Here is a 17,742-nt window from a genome sequence, read left to right on the forward strand (position 1 = left end):
TAAGCTCAATAATGATGTTATTCCATTTTTAAATTAATTAAAGTGGAATAATCTATATTCAATTCTAGCCTTAAAGTTAATGTTATAGTTTTAAGGTGGAGCACTTTAATTTGTACATAAATAATAACGCAATGCCTGAGTTACCACAGTGGTTGTCTTTGTATCTTGAAAAAGGCCACGGGCATGACGAGTTAGCAAATCACAGTGGTTTGAGTCCTGAGCATTGGGATACATTATTTAATCGTTTATCAAGCTTAACGGGCGAAGATCTCAGTAGTCGTGCAATTGAAATTCGTCAGCTTCTTCAAAATGGCAATATTAAAAGTGAAAGTAATCAACAATGGCACTTAGATCCACTGCCATTTATGTTCTCCGGCAATGATTGGAAAGCCCTTGAAAAAGGGATCAAGCAACGCACCTCATTACTTAACAAGGTGCAGAACGATATTTATTCTGAGCAAAAGCTACTTTTAAATGGGCACATTAGTGCCGAAAACCTGTATCAAGACAGTCACTTTATGCGTGAGGGCTTTAGTTTACCTAAAGACGAGCTTAAACTATTTTTTACGGCACTTGATGTGTATCGAACGCCTTCTGGCGAATTTAAAGTATTAAAAGATCACTGCCAATGCCCACTTGGCCTTGGGTTATTACTAAAAAGCAGAATTATTGCGCGTCGCGTAATGGCCGAAGAATTTGCCGAATGTAATGTGCAGCAAATAAAAGATTTTTTAAACTTATTTCAAGAGGGTATTAATGAATATATTCATTATATGGATGACCCTCGAATTGTTATTTTAACCCAAGGCATAGACGATCCTAACTATAATGAGCATGCGTTTTTATCAACCTACTTTGGCTATACCTTAGTACAAAGCGCCGACTTAACGGTTAGAAACGGCGAAGTGTGGCTAAAGTCATTGCAGGGGCTTGGAAAAATTAACGTGATTTTGCGTTGGATCCCCGACAATAGCATTGACTCATTAGAACAAACTGAATATTCATTGCACGGTATTGCAGGGTTATTGCAAGCTGTACGCGAGGGTACCGTTAAAGTTTTAAATCCGTTTGGTAGTGGTGTTTTGTCATCTGCAGCGATTCAATTTAATTTAGATAAGCTATGTGAGCAGCTTTTAGGTGAGCCATTATTAATTCCAGGGGCTAAGTATTATAAGGCCACTGAAGCTGAGGATTTAGATTGGAGTACACTTGAATTCACAAGCTTCAAAAATCCTGAGTTTAAGCTCGATGGTGAATTAGATGCAAAAAAAATTAAACAACACATTCAACAAAATCCAGATGCGTACTACTTTCAAGAAAAGCCTGTATTTAGTAGTGCCCCCTTTTGGCAAGACGGTAAATTAATAGCCAAACCTGTCATTTTTAGATGTTATGCGTTAACTACAGAGCATGGCATAGAAGTACTGCCCTCGGCCTTGTGTTTATCTACACAGGCACGAAATTTAGCCGGTAAATCGGGGTGGCTCAAAGATACATGGGTAAACACGGTCGATAATATTGACTTAGAAGAACAAAATGCACCGGTACCTATTCGTAAAAGAATGGACGTTACTCTGCTCGAAGGAATTATTTCAAGTAGGACCGCTGAGCATTTATTTTGGCTTGGCCGTTACTTAGAACGCTGTGAAAATACGATTAGGATTCTACGTATTTTTATCGACCGCTATACCGAACTTGCTATATATCCCGATTTAATAAGGCGTAATATTGTTGCTAGGTTACTCACTGCTATCAAGTCGCAGCATATTGTATACCCGTATATTGAGCAAAGTATTACAAATGAGGAGTTTGAGACCCGTGATGCTAAGCAAAGTGCTTTTGTGTTACTTGCAGATGAGCAATGTGCTGGAAGTATTATTAATACGCTTAAATATTTAGCTAATGCATCGGTACAAGTACAAGAGCTATTATCACATGATAGTCGTCGTATTATTGACGAAATGAACGAGCAAATAAAAATACTTAAGCACGTTAATATCAATATATCTACGCGCACCATTCAAAGTATTTTAGATAAAGTGATTGGCCTTATTATGGCTTTTAATGGCTCTCTGGCAGATTGTATGCCAAACAGTAATGGCTGGTTTTTACTTGAGATAGGTAGACGCATAGAGCGCAGCCTACAAATAACGTCTTTGGGAAATACATTACTCACCCAAAAACTAGATGAACCTGAAGAGCTAGGTTTATTAGAGGCCGTACTCAGTAGCCAAGTGAGTTTAGTAACCCATAAACGCCGCTATAGAATGTATCAAACAATAGGCACGGGGCTTGAGTTATTATTGCTAGATGCAGAGTACCCCCGCTCATTATTATTTCAACTTGAACAAATAAATCAGCTTTGCCAGCATTTACCCAATAAACGCAGGCAAGGCGTAATTGCAGCTCATGAAAAAGCTATTTTACTCTCCAAAACGAGCTGTTATGTAACCGAAAAAGATTACCTGCAAACAACAGAAAACGGACAGCGCAAACATTTAATTGAATTTAGCCATAACATAAGAATAAACCTAGATACTTTTTGTGATGTATTATTACTACAGTATTTTTCTCATACACAAACGGCTAATAAATTGAACTGGACTAATATTGAGCAAGCTCAATCGTGAAATATAAAATTAAGCATTCGACAACGTATAACTATACTGATTTTGTAAGTTTGTGCCAAAACCAAGCACGTTTAACACCTAAAACTAATCGTGGGCAGATTTGTCATAGTAGCCACATAGAGATAGAGCCCATTGCTAACTATGTTCAAGAGTTTACAGATTACTTTGATAATAAAGTCACTGCGTTTGAAATAGCAACGCAACATAAAAAACTAACAGTGACCATGATAAGTGAAGTTGAGCTAATTACGACTGTAAATAAAAACTTAAATACTGCTGTTATTAGCTGGGAAGAAGCGCGTGATTTTTTAGCAAAACCAAATACAGCACAATTATTAAAAATATCTGAATTTATTTTGCCCTCTCAGCTTACACCTATTGAGGAAGCCTATAAGGATTATGCGTTAGTGTCGTTCTTAGCTAATGCTAATTTAATAGATGCCTGTAAAGATTTAATGGCACGAATATTTCATGAGTTTCACTATGATCCCGGTTTTACAACTATAAGCACACCTTTAAGTGTTGTTTTTGCACAAAAAAGGGGCGTCTGCCAAGACTTTGCACACTTTGCACTCGCGTGTTTACGCAGCATAGGCTTAGCTGCTAGGTATGTTAGTGGCTATATAGAAACACTACCACCTGAAGGCGAAGAAAAGCTTGAAGGTGCAGATGCAACCCATGCATGGTTTGCACTGTTTGTTCCTGATTTTGGCTGGGTAGACTTTGATCCAACAAATAATATTTTACCAAGTGGGCAACATGTAACACTTGCAGTAGGGCGTGATTTTTCTGATGTAACACCGCTTAAAGGTGTTGTATTTGGTGGGGGTTCTCAACTACTTGACGTAGCTGTAGATATGATTCGATTAGAATAAATTAACAACTTCATAGTTATTATGGATAAGACGGAAGGGTGTATGAAAATTGATTGGAAAGCGTACCAAACGAATGGCTTTTTTGATGAATTAATAGACGCACAAGGAAATATTCGATCACATGGCAAACAACTTGCGCAATTTTTTGCTGGTTTATCTGAAGAAGAACTCATAAAAGCCAGAGCGGTTGCTGATTTAGCGATTAAGGAAATGGGTATTACCTTTACGGTTTACAACGAAGGTAACATGATCGATAGAGCATGGCCGTTTGATATTATCCCACGCACTATTGGTAAAAAAGAATGGCAAAGTGTAGAAGTTGGTTTAAAACAGCGCGTTGAGGCTTTAAATTTATTTATTGATGATTTATATCACGATCAAAAAATTATAAAAGATGGGGTTTTCCCAAAAGGACTCCTAGAAAAGTCCGTTAACTTTCGTACTCAGTGTGTTGGCATTAACCCACCTAATAAAATTTGGGCACACATTTGTGGCTCTGATTTAGTGCGCGATGGCAACGGCACTATGTACGTACTTGAAGATAACCTGCGGGTGCCTTCTGGCGTATCCTACATGCTTGAAAACCGCTCTGTAATGAAGCGGGTTTTTCCTGAACTATTTGAACAAGCCACTATTTTACCTGTTGATGATTATCCATCGCAATTGTTTGATATGTTAGCGGCTATGTCTCCACGTAAGCAAGATAAACCCGAAGTGGTCGTACTTACGCCTGGCGTATTTAACTCGGCATATTTTGAGCATTGTTACCTTGCTCAAGAAATGGGGTGTGAGCTGGTGGAAGGCAGAGATTTAGTCGTCGAAAAAGACGACTGTGTATACATGCGAACCATAACTGGATTACAACGAGTTGATGTAATTTACCGTCGAATAGATGACTTATTTTTAGACCCAGAAGCATTTTTACCTGAGTCCCAATTAGGTGTCCCTGGTTTGATGCGTGCCTGGTCTAAAGGGAACGTAGCTCTTGTGAATGCACCTGGTGCAGGTGTTGCCGATGATAAAGTTGTTTATGCATATGTACCTGAAATAATAAAATATTATTTGGGTGAGGAAGCTAAGCTTGAAAACGTACCAACCTTTAAATGCCTCGATCCTAAAGAGTGTGACCATGTTATTAAAAACATTGATAAGCTTGTTGTAAAGCCAGCTAACGAGTCTGGTGGTTATGGATTATTAATTGGCCCTAAAGCGACTAAAAAAGAACAACAAGAAACGATTGCTCAAATCAAAGCGGATCCGCGCAACTGGGTGGCACAGCCAACACTTGATTTATCAACTGTCCCTACGCTTGATGGAACGCAAGTAGATGGGCGCCACGCTGATTTAAGGCCGTTTATTTTATCATCAGGTAAAGATACACAAATAACGACAGGCGGTTTAACGCGAGTTGCTATGGTGAAAGGCTCTTTAGTCGTTAATTCATCACAAGGCGGTGGCAGCAAAGATACATGGATTGTGGACGAGGAGGCTTAATAATATGTTATCAAGAGTAGGTGAAACTTTATATTGGGTTGCTCGCTATGTTGAACGTGCTGAAAATGTGGCCCGTTTGATCAACGTAAATAACATGCTAATGATGGACTTACCAAAAGGTGTTTGTACTGGGTGGGAGCCGTTAATAGATATTATTGGCGCACGAAAAGCATACCAAGAAAACCATACCGATTATAGCGAGCAAAAAGCACTGCGTTATTTATTGGTAGGTAGCGATAATAACTCCTCGATATTGAACTCGATTATTAGTGCTCGCGAAAGCGCACGTACCATTCGTGACGTTATCCCGCGTGATGTATGGGAAGAAATTAACTCTTTGTATTATTATGTAAAAGATAACCAAAAAGAAGGGTTAACAAAGCGCGGTCGATTTGCTTATTTAAAACAAATTATCGAGTCAGCTCATTTAATTTTTGGTGCGTTAGATGCGACAATTAACCACGATCATGGATTTACTTTTATACGCTTTGGCTCATTAATAGAGCGCGCAGATATGACCTCGCGAATTTTAGATATTCGCTCAGAAACACTTATTACTAGCGATGAGGCAAAACCATTTGAAAATATTCAATGGATAAGTTTATTACGTTCACTCAGTGCTTATCAAATGTACCGACAAGAGATGGGTGTGCGCGTGCAGCGCTCAGATGTGCTTGAATTTGTAATGCACAGTGAAGTGTTTCCTCGCTCTATAATGTTTTGTTTAATGGAGTTAAAAAAGCAGGTAAGTGTTTTACCAAACTCAAAAGGTATTATCGATTTAATTGAGATTGCAATTAAAGAGTTAAAATCAGAAGAAGTCAGACAATTAAAAAATGGTTTTTTGCATAAATATATTGACCAAATACAAATTGAATTAGCGGGTATTCATAATGAACTTGCACAAACTTACTTTTTAAAGCCAGCTGAGTAACTTTAGGTTTTATACAAAAAAAACGCGCCATTTAGGCGCGTTTTTACTTTAAAGCTTGTTAAATTACATTTCGTCACTACGGTACGTTTTTTTCATAATGTATACGTAGGCATTAACAAATGCATTTTCTTGATATTTTTTAAGGCCGGTTTCTTCAAAAGCAATAGGGATAGGGTTACGCTTAACTTGCTCTTTAATCTCGGTTGTTGAGAACACGCGAACATCTAAGTTTTCAATTAACTGAATAGCAGTTTCCATTTTGAAACCTTTAGCGCTGCCTGCAAATTTACCTTTAGGTTGGCGTTCGCGAATAGCCACAGAGTCAATTTGGTAATCTTGCATTAGCTTTGCAAAATCAAATTGAAATTTGCGCATTACTTCAGTGTCATTGCCATTACCTAAGGTAAAACGTGTTTGGCGCACATCGCGAATATCAAATACGTCATTATCTTTACTTAAAATACAAAGTAGTACGTCACTACCGGTAATTTCTACACCACATGTTCTCATTGCTGTTCTCTAATATAACTTAATTGCTTCGTATTATACCCAACCTCTATTAAATTGCGAGGACAAGCAATTAACTGTTGTTTAATTAATGCGATATTTAAAATTGTCACATTATTGATTTAAATTACTTAACGCAGCACTAAAAATAGCTTAATAAGGTAAAATAACGCTGAATGTAGGCGCTTTAAACTTGTAATTGTTACTCTATCACGCGACAATATCTTTTTTGTAGTTGAGCAGACTCAGCATCTACATTAGCCAACTAAGGCGAAAAATAGTCAATGCTTATTCGTAAGAGCGTTGTCGAGTCATTCTCATTTAATTTTATTAGAAAATACACGTGATACATTGTAGGTGTCACCACTGTATGTAAGGATTTATAATGCCAGTTATTACTCTCCCTGACGGCAGTCAGCGTAGTTTCGAAAACCCTGTAAGTACTCTTGATGTAGCAAACGATATTGGCCCTGGTCTTGCTAAGGCAACCATTGCAGGTCGTGTTAATGGCGATCGTGTTGATGCGTGTGATCTTATTAGTGAAGATTCTCGTCTTGAAATCATCACCGCTAAAGATGACGACGGCTTAGAAATTATTCGTCACTCTTGTGCTCACTTGATTGGACATGCAGTTAAGCAACTTTTCCCTGAAGCTAAAATGGCTATTGGTCCAACTATTGATAACGGTTTTTACTACGATATCGATATGGAACATTCTTTGTCACAAGATGACTTAGACGCCATTGAAAAGCGTATGCTGCAACTTGCAAAAACAAACTACGACGTAGTGAAAAAAACAGTAAGCTGGCAAGAAGCACGCGATACGTTTGAAGCGCGTGGCGAAATATACAAAATTGAAATTTTGGACGAGAACATTGCAAAAGATGACCGTCCAGGATTATATCATCACGAAGAATATGTAGACATGTGTCGTGGTCCTCACGTACCAAACATGAAATTCTGCCAAAACTTTAAAATAATGAAGGTAGCAGGTGCATACTGGCGTGGTGATTCTGAAAACAAAATGCTACAACGTATTTATGGCACAGCGTGGGGCGATAAAAAGCAACTTAAAGCGTACTTAAAGCGTTTAGAAGAAGCTGAAAAACGCGATCACCGTCGTATTGGTAAAGCACTTGATTTGTGGCATTGGCAAGAAGAAGCGCCAGGCATGGTATTTTGGCACAACGATGGTTGGAGCATTTACCGTGAGCTTGAAGAGTTTGTTCGTGAAAAACTACGTGAATACAGCTACGAAGAAGTAAAAGGTCCAATGATGATGGACCGTTCATTATGGGAAAAATCAGGTCACTGGGAAAAATATTCAGACGCAATGTTTACCACTGAGTCTGAAAAGCGCGAATATGCGATTAAACCAATGAACTGCCCAGGCCACGTACAAATTTTTAACCAAGGTTTAAAATCGTACCGTGACTTACCGCTTCGTATGGCTGAATTTGGCTGTTGTCACCGTAATGAACCATCAGGTGCATTACATGGCTTAATGCGTGTACGTGGCTTTACACAAGATGACGCTCACGTTTTCTGTACTGAAGAACAAGTAATGGACGAAGTGTCAGCGTGTATTAAGATGGTTTATGATACATATGAGACGTTCGGTTTTGAAAAAATTGTAGTTAAGCTTTCAACTCGCCCTGAACAACGCATTGGCGACGATGAAGTGTGGGATAAAGCTGAGCTAGCATTAGCTGATGCACTTAAAGCAAACGACATTGAATTTGATTACCTTCCGGGTGAAGGGGCGTTTTATGGTCCTAAAATTGAATTTACTTTGTACGATTGTTTAGACAGAGCGTGGCAGTGTGGTACAGTGCAACTAGATTTTGCATTACCAGGTCGTTTAGGAGCTACTTATGTAGCTGAAAACAACGAACGACGCACTCCAGTTATGATACACCGTGCTATATTAGGCTCTATTGAGCGCTTTATTGGTATTTTAACTGAAGAGTATGCTGGTTTATTCCCAACGTGGCTTGCACCAAAGCAAGTTGTGATTATGAATATCACCGATAAACAAGCACCTTATGTGCAGGAAATTGTACAAAAATTAAATAAACTTGGAATTAGAGCCGCAGCTGACTTGAGAAATGAGAAGATTGGCTTTAAAATCCGAGAACATACACTTAAGCGTATTCCTTACTTACTTGTTGTTGGCGATAAAGAAGTTGAACAACAAGAAGTAGCAGTACGTACTCGCACAGGTGAAGACCTAGGCAAATTTAATGTTGATGATTTTGTAGCTAAAATTAGCGAAGAAATTAAAAGTCGACAGTAAAAAAAATCGAGTGTGTAGGGCATATACAAACAGCCAAACTACACACTTATATTATTGATATTCTTGGAGGAACGTACTATTAGAGGCGGCAAGAAAGGGCAACAAACAGCTCAAAAAAATCGTATTAACGAAGAAATTACAGCTCAAGAAGTTCGTTTAATCGACATCGACGGCGAACAAGCTGGAATTCAGTCATTAAAAGACGCACAAGCTATGGCTGATGCAGCGGGTGTTGATCTCGTAGAGATTAGCCCAAATGCTGAGCCGCCTGTTTGTAAGGTTATGGACTACGGTAAGTTCATCTTTGAAAAAAGCAAAGAACTAAAAGAGCAGAAGAAGAAGCAAAAGCAAATCCAGATTAAAGAAATCAAATTCCGTCCTGGCACGGATGAAGGTGACTATCAGGTTAAGCTTCGCAACTTACGTAAGTTCTTAGAAGCTGGCGATAAAGCTAAAATTACGATCCGCTTCCGTGGTCGCGAAATGGCTCACCAAGAAATTGGTATAGAATTATTAAACCGTATCAAAACCGATTTAGAAGAGTTAGCAGTAGTTGAGTCTTTCCCAAATCGTGTTGAAGGCCGCCAAATGGTTATGATGATGGCGCCTGTTGCTAAAAAATAATTTTTAGGCGATAATACGCACCGAATTTAGCTCAGGTACCCAAGTAATATGCAAATATTCACCTGTGCTAACCGGTTTTAAAGTAAAATTGCGGCATTTATGCTGGGTTTTCACCGGAATATGGCAGTAAGTTAGGCCTAAAAGTGGAGCTATAGAAATATATCTCACGCCTGCTTACTAATTTTAAAGCAATACATTTGGAGTTATTGCAATGGCTTACAAGCTAAAAAGTCACAGTGGCGCTGCTAAGCGTTTCAAAAAGACTGCTTCTGGCGGTTTCAAGCGTAAACAAGCGCATCTTCGTCATATTCTGACTAAGAAAACTTCTAAGCGTAAGTTACACCTACGTCCTAAGATGATGGTTCATAAAAATGACCATGGTCTAGTTTCACGTATGTTACCATTCGCTTAATAGGGGTTTTTAGAAATGGCAAGAGTTAAACGCGGCGTTGTCGCACGTGCACGTCACAAAAAAGTTTTAAAACAAGCGAAAGGTTACTACGGAGCACGTTCACGTGTTTATCGCGTAGCTTTCCAGGCTGTTACTAAAGCGGGTCAATACGCTTACCGTGACCGCCGTGCGAAGAAACGTACTTTCCGTCAATTATGGATTGCACGTATCAATGCAGCTTCACGTCAAAATGGTCTGTCTTACAGCCGTTTTATCAATGGTCTTAAGAAGACGTCTGTAGAAATCGATCGTAAGATCCTTGCAGATATCGCTGTTTACGACCAGGTTGCATTTGCAGCGCTTGTAGAAAAAGCAAAAGAAGGCCTAGCGGCAGCTTAAGTTTTTTCATATAAGTATTAAAAAGGAGCCCATGGCTCCTTTTTTTGTGTCTAAAATTTGAGTATCTTCAAAATATTAACTAATAAAAATGCGTAATAATGCTCAATCAATTTAAGGGGCTAAACGTATCGCCCCCTTCGTTAATAAATTTTTATGTAGGACAACAAAATAGCGAGTATTTTGGTTAGCTAACAACACGTTTCTTCACCTTTAAAATAGATCACTTAATTAAGCGAATGGGTATTAGGGCGTGTTGCTCTTTGCGGATTGAAATTTGTTCAATCTAGGGGCGATTAAATCGCGGCGCGAGGTTTGTAACCTAGTGGGCTAAGTAAAAGCCGAGTAACAAAGAGTTTATCGCCCCTAGGCAGAACCCGAAGGGCAGCGCATGTTTGGCATTTATGCTACGTTATCGCCTATTTATGGGAGTAACCACACTTCATAGGCTCTGCCTTGCCTAAAAACCAAACATGCTGCTGCAAATTCAACCATCAAAGATCAATACGCCCTAGCTATACAGGCGTAAATTTACTCATAAACGGTAGAAAAAATATATAAGGTTTATGGATATACTCATTTTATTGACGTTAGCATTATTCATTTTATAAGTTACTGTTATTGGCTGTGTATTTTTGTTGAATCACCGCAGTTTTAAAATATAAAAAACTTTAATTGATATAATTTTGTTATTAGAGCGTTTGTTAGAGAATAATATGTTTGCAAGTCTTTTGGTTTTGTCTGCGAGTGTGGCATATGACGCACATTTACCACCCCTAATACAGTGGCAAGGTAAAAGAAGCAGTGAGTTACTACAAAAAGAAGGTCCGTTAACAACAGACTTTGAATTATCTGCAGGTGAAATTTCACCAAACTACGAAGACACTATGGCATTTGTAGATAGGCTAGTTGCAGCAAACCCTACTCAATTTAAATCTCAAACCATAGGTTACAGCAATAGCAAACGTGCGATAAAGATGTTGGTTGCGAGCGAGCAAGGTTTTTTTGAAGCTGGGCAAATGGCTAATAGCACTAAACCGACTATTTTTATTCAAGCTGGTATTCATGCCGGTGAGATAGATGGCAAAGATGCTATGTTTATGTTGCTGCGTGATATTGCAACAGGAAAACGCCGCGATATTTTAAAAAAGGTAAATATATTATTTATTCCTATTTTAAATGTCGATGGGCACGAGCGTAGCAGTGCCTTTAATCGCATAAATCAGCGCGGCCCTGCAAAGATGGGTTTTCGTACGAACGCTAATAACCTCAATTTAAATCGTGATTTTACTAAACTAGATACCCCCGAAGTCAAAAGCGTTTTAAAGGTTATTAATGCCTATAACCCAAATTTATATGTTGATGTTCATGTAACTGATGGCGCAGATTACCAGTACGATGTGACCTATGGGTATAACCCTGTATTTGCGAGTGAGTCTCCGGCAGTATCAGATACATTAAATCATTACTTTAAGCCGTTAATAGATGAAAAGCTTGCTGAGCAGGGGCATACCCCTGGGCAACTTGTATTTGTTATGGATAAACGCGATTTTAAAAAAGGGCTAGCGGGCTGGGTAGCGACGCCTCGCTTCTCAAATGGATGGGGAGATTTAAAATCATTACCTACAATTTTAGTTGAAAACCATTCTCTAAAGCCTTACAAACAACGCGTTTTAGGAACTTATGTATTTTTAGATGGTGCGATTAATGCATTATCACAACATAGCCATGTACTAGCTAATGCGGTAAAAAAAGAACAAGAATTTGTACCTAAGCAGTTAATAGTTAAACGTGGTTATTCAAAACAAGCTGATAAAATTAGTGAATTTAAAGGTATTGAGTATTCCTCAAGTATGAATGCGCTTTCAGGGCAAAACGAGGTTAAGTATATTGGCAAACCTCATACATATTCAGACTTACCTATATATTGGCAAAAAGAAGTAATTAGCACAGTAGAAGTACCAAAGGCGTTTTTCATTCCACCAGTTTATAGCAATATTATTGAAAAGCTAAAGTTACATGGAGTATCAGTTAACAAGCTAGAAGGGGCTAATACCCAGCCTTTAAAAAAGGCCAAAGTTATTGATTATGTATTTGATAAAGCTCCATTTGAAGGGCGCTTTAGGGTGTCGGCAAGCTTTGATTACCTCCCCGCAATAAATGTTGATTTAGATGGATGGTATCAAGTCAATACTCAGCAAAAGGCCGGTGAGTTGGCGGTACATTTATTACACCCTGAAGCACCAGATTCATTTTTTGCGTGGGGTGAGTTTAATACTATTTTTCAGCGTACAGAATACATGGAAAATTATGCACTTATTCCGTTTGCACGCCAAATGCTTAAAGATAATCCTAAGCTTGCACTTAAGTTTGACGAAAAATTAAAAGATAAATCATTTTCTGAGGATGCTGATGCACGCTTAAATTGGCTATATGAACAAAGCCCGTTTTACGACCAAGCATATTTAAAATACCCAATACTAATGTCGTTTGAAGAGCCTGTTGTTATTCCAGATCAAAAGAGTAAAGAGATATAACATGCAAGTTATTACTATACCGGTTACCCCTTTTGCTCAAAACAGCCGAATTGTTATATGTAATGAAACTAACCAAGCTGTGGTGATAGACCCAGGTGGTGATACAGATAAGATAATTACTGCGCTGAATGACAGGCAGTTAGATTTAAAAGCTATTTGGCTAACTCATGGTCACTTAGATCATGTTGGTGGTGCCGATATATTGCGCAAGCACTTTAACATACAAATAATTGGCCCTCAGAAAGATGAAGTTTTTTGGTTCGAAAACTTACCAATGCAAGCCCAAATGTTTGGCTTTACACCTATAGCTCCATTTTACCCTGATATTTGGTTAAATCATGACGATGTTGTAAGCGTAGGTAAGCTTAGCTTTGTTGTTAAACATTGCCCAGGCCACACGCCAGGGCATATTGTTTTTTACCAACCGCAATACGAAACCATGATTGTCGGAGATGTCATTTTTAAGGGCTCAATAGGGCGCACAGACTTTCCTAAAGGAGACAGTCAGCAGCTTATAGAGTCTATACGAGCGCACATTCTTACCTTGCCAGATAACACAAAAATTCTTTCTGGACATGGAAGCGACACCACCGTGAGTTTTGAAAAACAAACAAATCCATTTGTAAGCGGTAAATTTGGCTAAATAGCGTTATCTAATGCTTAAAATGGTTATAAAAATTCAAAAATATGCAGACTGTTTTTTAAAATGGCTGTATAATTTAACCAGTTTATTTGATAAATAAGAAATAAAATGTCTCTAAATCACGTAGATCGCCAAATATTGGCACTTTTACAACAAGATGCTAGTTTATCAACCGCAGAAATTGCCGATAAAGTAGGTTTGTCTCAGTCTCCATGCTGGCGCCGAATTGCTAAGCTTGAGCAAGATGGTTATATAAAAAGCAAAGTTGCTCTTCTAGATGAGAAAAAGCTCGGCTTTGATATGCTAGTATATGCACATGTTCGCTTATCTAATCATGGTAAAAAGAACCTTGCTGAGTTTGAAAAACTAATTATGAGTTACGATGAAGTAACCGAATGCTACACAATGGCCGGTACTATGGATTTTATGCTACGCATAATTTCTCAAGGCATTGAGGGTTACGAGCATTTTGTACGCGATAACCTATTAAGTTTAGAATACGTACAAGAAGTTCATTCAAACGTAACAATGACGTGTGTAAAACGCAGTACTTCTCTTCCTTTATAAAAAGCACTTCCTGTTTGGCTAAATCTTAGCTTAACCACATAATGACAATTGTTAACTGAGCGCTAATTTGATAAAATTTAGCGCTTTTTTTGATACCGATAACACCTGAGGAACTCAATGTTTAACTTACTCAGTAGAGCCCCAAGCTCTGCTAAAAACGATATTCTATCTGGTTTAACCGTGGCGCTTGCCTTGGTACCAGAAGCTGTTGCGTTTGCCTTTGTTGCAAATGTAGAACCTTTAGTTGGTCTATATGCCGCGTTTATCGTTGGTTTAATTACGGCAATATTTGGTGGCCGTCCTGGGATGATTTCAGGTGCTACCGGTGCACTTGCTGTTGTAATGGTAAGTTTAGTACTTGATCATGGTGTTGAGTATTTATTTGCAACCGTTTTACTCATGGGAATACTGCAAATTCTTGCAGGGGTCTTTAAGCTTGGTAAGTTTATTCGTATGGTTCCTCACCCGGTAATGCTCGGCTTTGTAAATGGCCTAGCTATTGTTATATTTTTAGCACAACTAGGGCAATTTAAAGTGCCTGATGGTGCCGGTGGGCAGCAGTGGATGACAGGCAGTCCGCTTTTCATCATGCTTGGTTTAGTTGCACTGACTATGGCTATAATTCATTTTTTACCTAAATTAACTACCGCTGTGCCATCTTCATTGGTAGCTATTGTAACCGTCACTGGTTTAGTAATCGGTTTTGACTTAGAAGCACACACCGTACTTGATTTCTTAAAAGGTATGACAGGTAATGAAGCGGCAACTATTGCCGGTGGCTTACCAGAATTTCACATTCCTATGGTGCCGTTTACTCTAGATACACTGTATATTATTTTCCCGTATGCACTTATTTTAGCCGCTATTGGTTTAATTGAATCTTTATTAACACTTAGCTTAATAGACGAAATTACTGAAACTCGTGGCCATTCTAACAAAGAATGTATAGGCCAAGGCGCAGCAAACGTAACGTGTGGCTTTTTTGGTGCGATGGGCGGTTGTGCAATGATTGGCCAATCAATGATCAACATTAATTCAGGTGGTCGCTCACGTTTATCAGGTATAAGCGCGGCATTAATGTTACTAGCCTTTATTATTTTCGCATCGAGCTTAATAGAAATGATCCCACTTGCTGCCTTAGTAGGTGTTATGTTTATGGTTGTGCTTGGTACATTTGAATGGGCAAGCTTTAAGATGATGAAGCGTGTACCGCTATCTGACGCTTTTGTTATTGTGCTTGTATCGGGAGTAACGGTTATTACCGATTTAGCTATTGCAGTATGCGTAGGTGTTATTGTATCGGCATTAGTATTTGCTTGGCAGCACGCAAAACACATTTACACTACAAACTATATTGATGAACAAGGTGCAAAAGTATATGAGCTGCACGGGCCGTTATTTTTCGGCTCAGTTAAAAACTTTTCAGAGTTATTTGATGTTAAAAATGACCCTAAAGACGTGATAGTCGAGTTTAAACACAGTCGTGTTTCTGATCACAGTGCAATAGAAGCAATAGACAGCCTTGCTGATAAATATACTAAAGCGGGTAAACAACTTCATTTACGTCACTTAAGTAAAGACTGTACACAGTTATTGCATAAAGCCCGTGATTTAGTTGAAGTTAACGTGATTGAAGATCCAACATATAAAGTTGCATCAGACAAACTAGCTTAACCTGTAGTAAGTGAAGCAAATTTAAAAAGCGAGAGGATAAAACCTTTCGCTTTTTTAGTGCGATGATAAATGTTTGCGGTAAGACTCGCATAAAGCAAGATAGGTGGTACTGCTAAGCAAACGGATAAATCTATATAATAATGAAAGCTGACTTTAAGCTACACAATAAAAATAATCGAGCCTAATATAAAGTTAGTATTTAACTATACGGAGTAAATGTAAATTTTGAACTGGCAATCCTTAGTCGATAACAGACAACGCTTTTTTTGGCTTTTGCAAATTGCAGGTTGGATAGGTTATGCGTTAGTAAATTACATTGGCTCTAAAGTATTTGAAATGCGCGACATCTACGTATTTGTTATTTTACTAAACGCGTATGCTGGCTGTTTAATGACTGTGCCACTTAGGTACATTTATCGTAAAATTTGGAACGCCTCACCATGGGTGTTAATGATTGTTGTATTTGGTGCTTCGTATATTACGGGCACTTTATGGGCGGTTGTTCAAAAATTTAATTTATGGGAAATATACCGTCATGGGTATAGGCCTGAAGAGTGGTTTTATTACCTACAACAAGGTTTAGATTCTGTTTATATTATTTTATGTTGGAGTGGTTTGTACTTTGGCGTTAAATATTATCAGCTACTACAAAGTGAGCGACAAAAAGCGCTAAAAGCCACAACTATGGCACACGAAGCGCAATTAAAAATGCTCAGGTACCAGCTTAATCCTCATTTTTTATTCAATACACTAAACGCTATCTCTACATTAATTTTGGTGAAAGAAAACAAAGATGCTAACTTAATGGTAGCAAGGCTAAGTGACTTTTTACGCTATACACTAAATACCGATCCAATTAAAAAAGTACCTCTTGAGCAAGAGCTACATGCATTAATGCTTTATCTTGAAATAGAGCGGGTACGTTTTGATGAACGATTAAAAGTAAATGTAGATATAAGCGAACAAGCCAAAGAGGCATTAGTGCCAAGCTTAATTTTGCAACCAATTATTGAAAACGCAATTAAATACGCTATTGCCCATTTAGCGCAAGGTGGTGTGATAGATATAAAAGCACAAGTATTTGCAAACGAATTATTATTAGAAGTTGGCGATAATGGCCCCGGCACCGAAATACTCGATGGCCAATTAGTAAATGCCCAAGGGGTAGGGGTTGCTAACACCAAAGATAGATTAAAAACGTTGTATGAAAATAATTATTCGTTTGTATTATCACATAATACGCCAAGTGGATTAAAAGTTAATCTGCGAGTACCGTTTGAAAAGGCTGTGAAGAAATGACTAAAATAAAAACACTTATCGTTGATGACGAACCCTTAGCAAGAAAAGGTTTAGCAGTAAGACTAGACGAGTTTGCTGATATTGAAGTGATAAAATTATGTAGCTCAGGCGCAGATGCAATTGAAATGTGCCAAAGTGAAAAAATAGATTTGGTTTTTTTAGATATTCAAATGCCAGGCATGAATGGCTTTGAAGTAGCAAGAGCGCTAAGCGAAAGTACAAAAGCATTACCTGCGATTGTATTTGTAACTGCTTTTGATCAGTTTGCTGTTAAAGCGTTCGAAATTCATGCGCTAGATTACATTTTAAAACCCGTTGACGATAACAGACTAAAACAGGCGGTAGAAAAAGTGCATACCTATTTAAAAACGCAGCAAGACAACGCCCATAAGAAAAAACTAGCGAGTTTTGTAGCCGGAATTACTGGTAATAATTGCGAAGAAATATTAAAAAAATTAGCCACAGGCGATACGCTAACGGATAGACGCTACCCAGAGTCATTGGCTGTAAAAGAGCAAGGTGAAATAATACGTGTCCCAGTGGCAACTATTCAATGGGTAGATGCAGCGGGTGATTATATGTGTTTACATTGCCAAGACGGACAAACACATATATTACGTAAAACGATGAAGGAGCTTGAGCAAGAGCTCGACCCTCATTTATTTGTTCGCGTACATCGCAGTGCAATCGTTAATACAAAGCAAATAAGTAAACTGGTTACGCAAGTAAGTGGTGAATATTTATTAGTACTTGAAAACGGACAAGAGCTTAAAGTGAGCCGAAGCTACCGCGATAAAGTAAAAGCAGCGCTAGCCAGTTAGTTTGATGTTTTACAAACATAAAAAATGCGAGCTTAGCTCGCATTTTTTATATTA

At 38.3% G+C, this 17,742-nt stretch carries 15 protein-coding genes; 14 read left to right on the plus strand and 1 reads right to left on the minus strand.

Annotated features, from left to right (window positions below):
* Window positions 1-131: 131 nt before the first annotated feature.
* The 4 genes from ATS74_RS11780 to ATS74_RS11795 are packed head-to-tail and all read left to right on the plus strand — an operon-like array spanning window position 132 to window position 5,933.
* The gene (locus ATS74_RS11780) at window positions 132-2,630 is read left to right on the plus strand and encodes a circularly permuted type 2 ATP-grasp protein (protein WP_235592009.1); all 2,499 of its coding nucleotides are present in this window, start codon (window positions 132-134) and stop codon (window positions 2,628-2,630) included.
* Window positions 2,627-3,505: a transglutaminase family protein gene (locus ATS74_RS11785; RefSeq protein ID WP_058549086.1), complete on the plus strand. Its 879-nt coding sequence runs from the start codon at window positions 2,627-2,629 to the stop codon at window positions 3,503-3,505. The genes ATS74_RS11780 and ATS74_RS11785 overlap by 4 nt, the downstream gene beginning before the upstream one ends.
* Before the next feature lie 42 nt (window positions 3,506-3,547).
* Window positions 3,548-4,999: a circularly permuted type 2 ATP-grasp protein gene (locus ATS74_RS11790; RefSeq protein WP_058549087.1), complete on the plus strand. Its 1,452-nt coding sequence runs from the start codon at window positions 3,548-3,550 to the stop codon at window positions 4,997-4,999.
* 4 nt (window positions 5,000-5,003) lie between these two features.
* A complete protein-coding gene (locus tag ATS74_RS11795; RefSeq protein ID WP_058549088.1) occupies window positions 5,004-5,933 on the plus strand; it encodes an alpha-E domain-containing protein in 930 nt (309 codons plus the stop codon).
* Window positions 5,934-5,996: 63 nt separating this feature from the next.
* Here ATS74_RS11795 and ATS74_RS11800 read toward each other — a convergent pair whose 3' ends face one another.
* Window positions 5,997-6,443, minus strand: coding sequence for a DUF3010 family protein (locus ATS74_RS11800; protein WP_058403926.1), 447 nt, complete (start codon window positions 6,441-6,443; stop codon window positions 5,997-5,999).
* Between the two features lie 382 nt (window positions 6,444-6,825).
* On the opposite strand from ATS74_RS11800, the gene thrS reads away from it, so the two are divergent.
* From thrS to ATS74_RS11850, 10 genes are all read left to right on the plus strand, one after another.
* Entirely contained in the window at window positions 6,826-8,736 is a 1,911-nt protein-coding gene (gene thrS, locus ATS74_RS11805; RefSeq protein ID WP_058549089.1) for a threonine--tRNA ligase, read from the plus strand.
* A gap of 63 nt (window positions 8,737-8,799) precedes the next feature.
* The gene (gene infC, locus ATS74_RS11810) at window positions 8,800-9,360 is read left to right on the plus strand and encodes a translation initiation factor IF-3 (protein WP_008466946.1); all 561 of its coding nucleotides are present in this window, start codon (window positions 8,800-8,802) and stop codon (window positions 9,358-9,360) included.
* 211 nt (window positions 9,361-9,571) lie between these two features.
* Complete coding sequence (rpmI, locus tag ATS74_RS11815) at window positions 9,572-9,772, plus strand: 50S ribosomal protein L35 (RefSeq protein WP_002960713.1); 201 nt, start codon at window positions 9,572-9,574, stop codon at window positions 9,770-9,772.
* 15 nt (window positions 9,773-9,787) lie between these two features.
* Window positions 9,788-10,150, plus strand: coding sequence for a 50S ribosomal protein L20 (gene rplT, locus ATS74_RS11820; protein ID WP_004587841.1), 363 nt, complete (start codon window positions 9,788-9,790; stop codon window positions 10,148-10,150).
* Between the two features lie 713 nt (window positions 10,151-10,863).
* Window positions 10,864-12,684, plus strand: a complete 1,821-nt coding sequence (locus ATS74_RS11825) for a M14 family metallopeptidase (RefSeq protein ID WP_058549090.1) — start codon at window positions 10,864-10,866, stop codon at window positions 12,682-12,684.
* 1 nt (window position 12,685) lies between these two features.
* Entirely contained in the window at window positions 12,686-13,327 is a 642-nt protein-coding gene (locus tag ATS74_RS11830; protein ID WP_058549091.1) for an MBL fold metallo-hydrolase, read from the plus strand.
* 108 nt (window positions 13,328-13,435) lie between these two features.
* On the plus strand, window positions 13,436-13,894 hold the full coding sequence (locus ATS74_RS11835) for an Lrp/AsnC family transcriptional regulator (protein ID WP_002960703.1): 459 nt from the start codon (window positions 13,436-13,438) through the stop codon (window positions 13,892-13,894).
* Between the two features lie 117 nt (window positions 13,895-14,011).
* Window positions 14,012-15,568, plus strand: a complete 1,557-nt coding sequence (locus ATS74_RS11840; RefSeq protein ID WP_058549092.1) for a SulP family inorganic anion transporter — start codon at window positions 14,012-14,014, stop codon at window positions 15,566-15,568.
* A 225-nt stretch (window positions 15,569-15,793) separates the two neighbouring features.
* Window positions 15,794-16,867, plus strand: a complete 1,074-nt coding sequence (locus ATS74_RS11845) for a sensor histidine kinase (protein WP_058549093.1) — start codon at window positions 15,794-15,796, stop codon at window positions 16,865-16,867.
* Window positions 16,864-17,688, plus strand: coding sequence for a LytR/AlgR family response regulator transcription factor (locus ATS74_RS11850; RefSeq protein ID WP_058549094.1), 825 nt, complete (start codon window positions 16,864-16,866; stop codon window positions 17,686-17,688). The genes ATS74_RS11845 and ATS74_RS11850 overlap by 4 nt, the downstream gene beginning before the upstream one ends.
* Window positions 17,689-17,742: the final 54 nt, after the last annotated feature.

This window comes from Pseudoalteromonas sp. H103 (assembly GCF_001469205.1).
Lineage (GTDB): Bacteria > Pseudomonadota > Gammaproteobacteria > Enterobacterales > Alteromonadaceae > Pseudoalteromonas > Pseudoalteromonas carrageenovora.

What these genes read in the sequence shown, in the direction of transcription:
- rpmI (WP_002960713.1), top strand. Translation starts at nt 9,572, where the DNA reads ATGGCTTACAAGCTAAAAAGTCACAGTGGCGCTGCTAAGCGTTTCAAA.
- ATS74_RS11835 (WP_002960703.1), top strand. Translation starts at nt 13,436, where the DNA reads ATGTCTCTAAATCACGTAGATCGCCAAATATTGGCACTTTTACAACAA.
- thrS (WP_058549089.1), top strand. Translation starts at nt 6,826, where the DNA reads ATGCCAGTTATTACTCTCCCTGACGGCAGTCAGCGTAGTTTCGAAAAC.
- ATS74_RS11840 (WP_058549092.1), top strand. Translation starts at nt 14,012, where the DNA reads ATGTTTAACTTACTCAGTAGAGCCCCAAGCTCTGCTAAAAACGATATT.
- ATS74_RS11850 (WP_058549094.1), top strand. Translation starts at nt 16,864, where the DNA reads ATGACTAAAATAAAAACACTTATCGTTGATGACGAACCCTTAGCAAGA.
- ATS74_RS11795 (WP_058549088.1), top strand. Translation starts at nt 5,004, where the DNA reads ATGTTATCAAGAGTAGGTGAAACTTTATATTGGGTTGCTCGCTATGTT.
- ATS74_RS11790 (WP_058549087.1), top strand. Translation starts at nt 3,548, where the DNA reads ATGAAAATTGATTGGAAAGCGTACCAAACGAATGGCTTTTTTGATGAA.
- ATS74_RS11780 (WP_235592009.1), top strand. Translation starts at nt 132, where the DNA reads ATGCCTGAGTTACCACAGTGGTTGTCTTTGTATCTTGAAAAAGGCCAC.
- ATS74_RS11830 (WP_058549091.1), top strand. Translation starts at nt 12,686, where the DNA reads ATGCAAGTTATTACTATACCGGTTACCCCTTTTGCTCAAAACAGCCGA.
- ATS74_RS11800 (WP_058403926.1), bottom strand. Translation starts at nt 6,443, where the DNA reads ATGAGAACATGTGGTGTAGAAATTACCGGTAGTGACGTACTACTTTGT.
- rplT (WP_004587841.1), top strand. Translation starts at nt 9,788, where the DNA reads ATGGCAAGAGTTAAACGCGGCGTTGTCGCACGTGCACGTCACAAAAAA.
- ATS74_RS11825 (WP_058549090.1), top strand. Translation starts at nt 10,864, where the DNA reads ATGTTTGCAAGTCTTTTGGTTTTGTCTGCGAGTGTGGCATATGACGCA.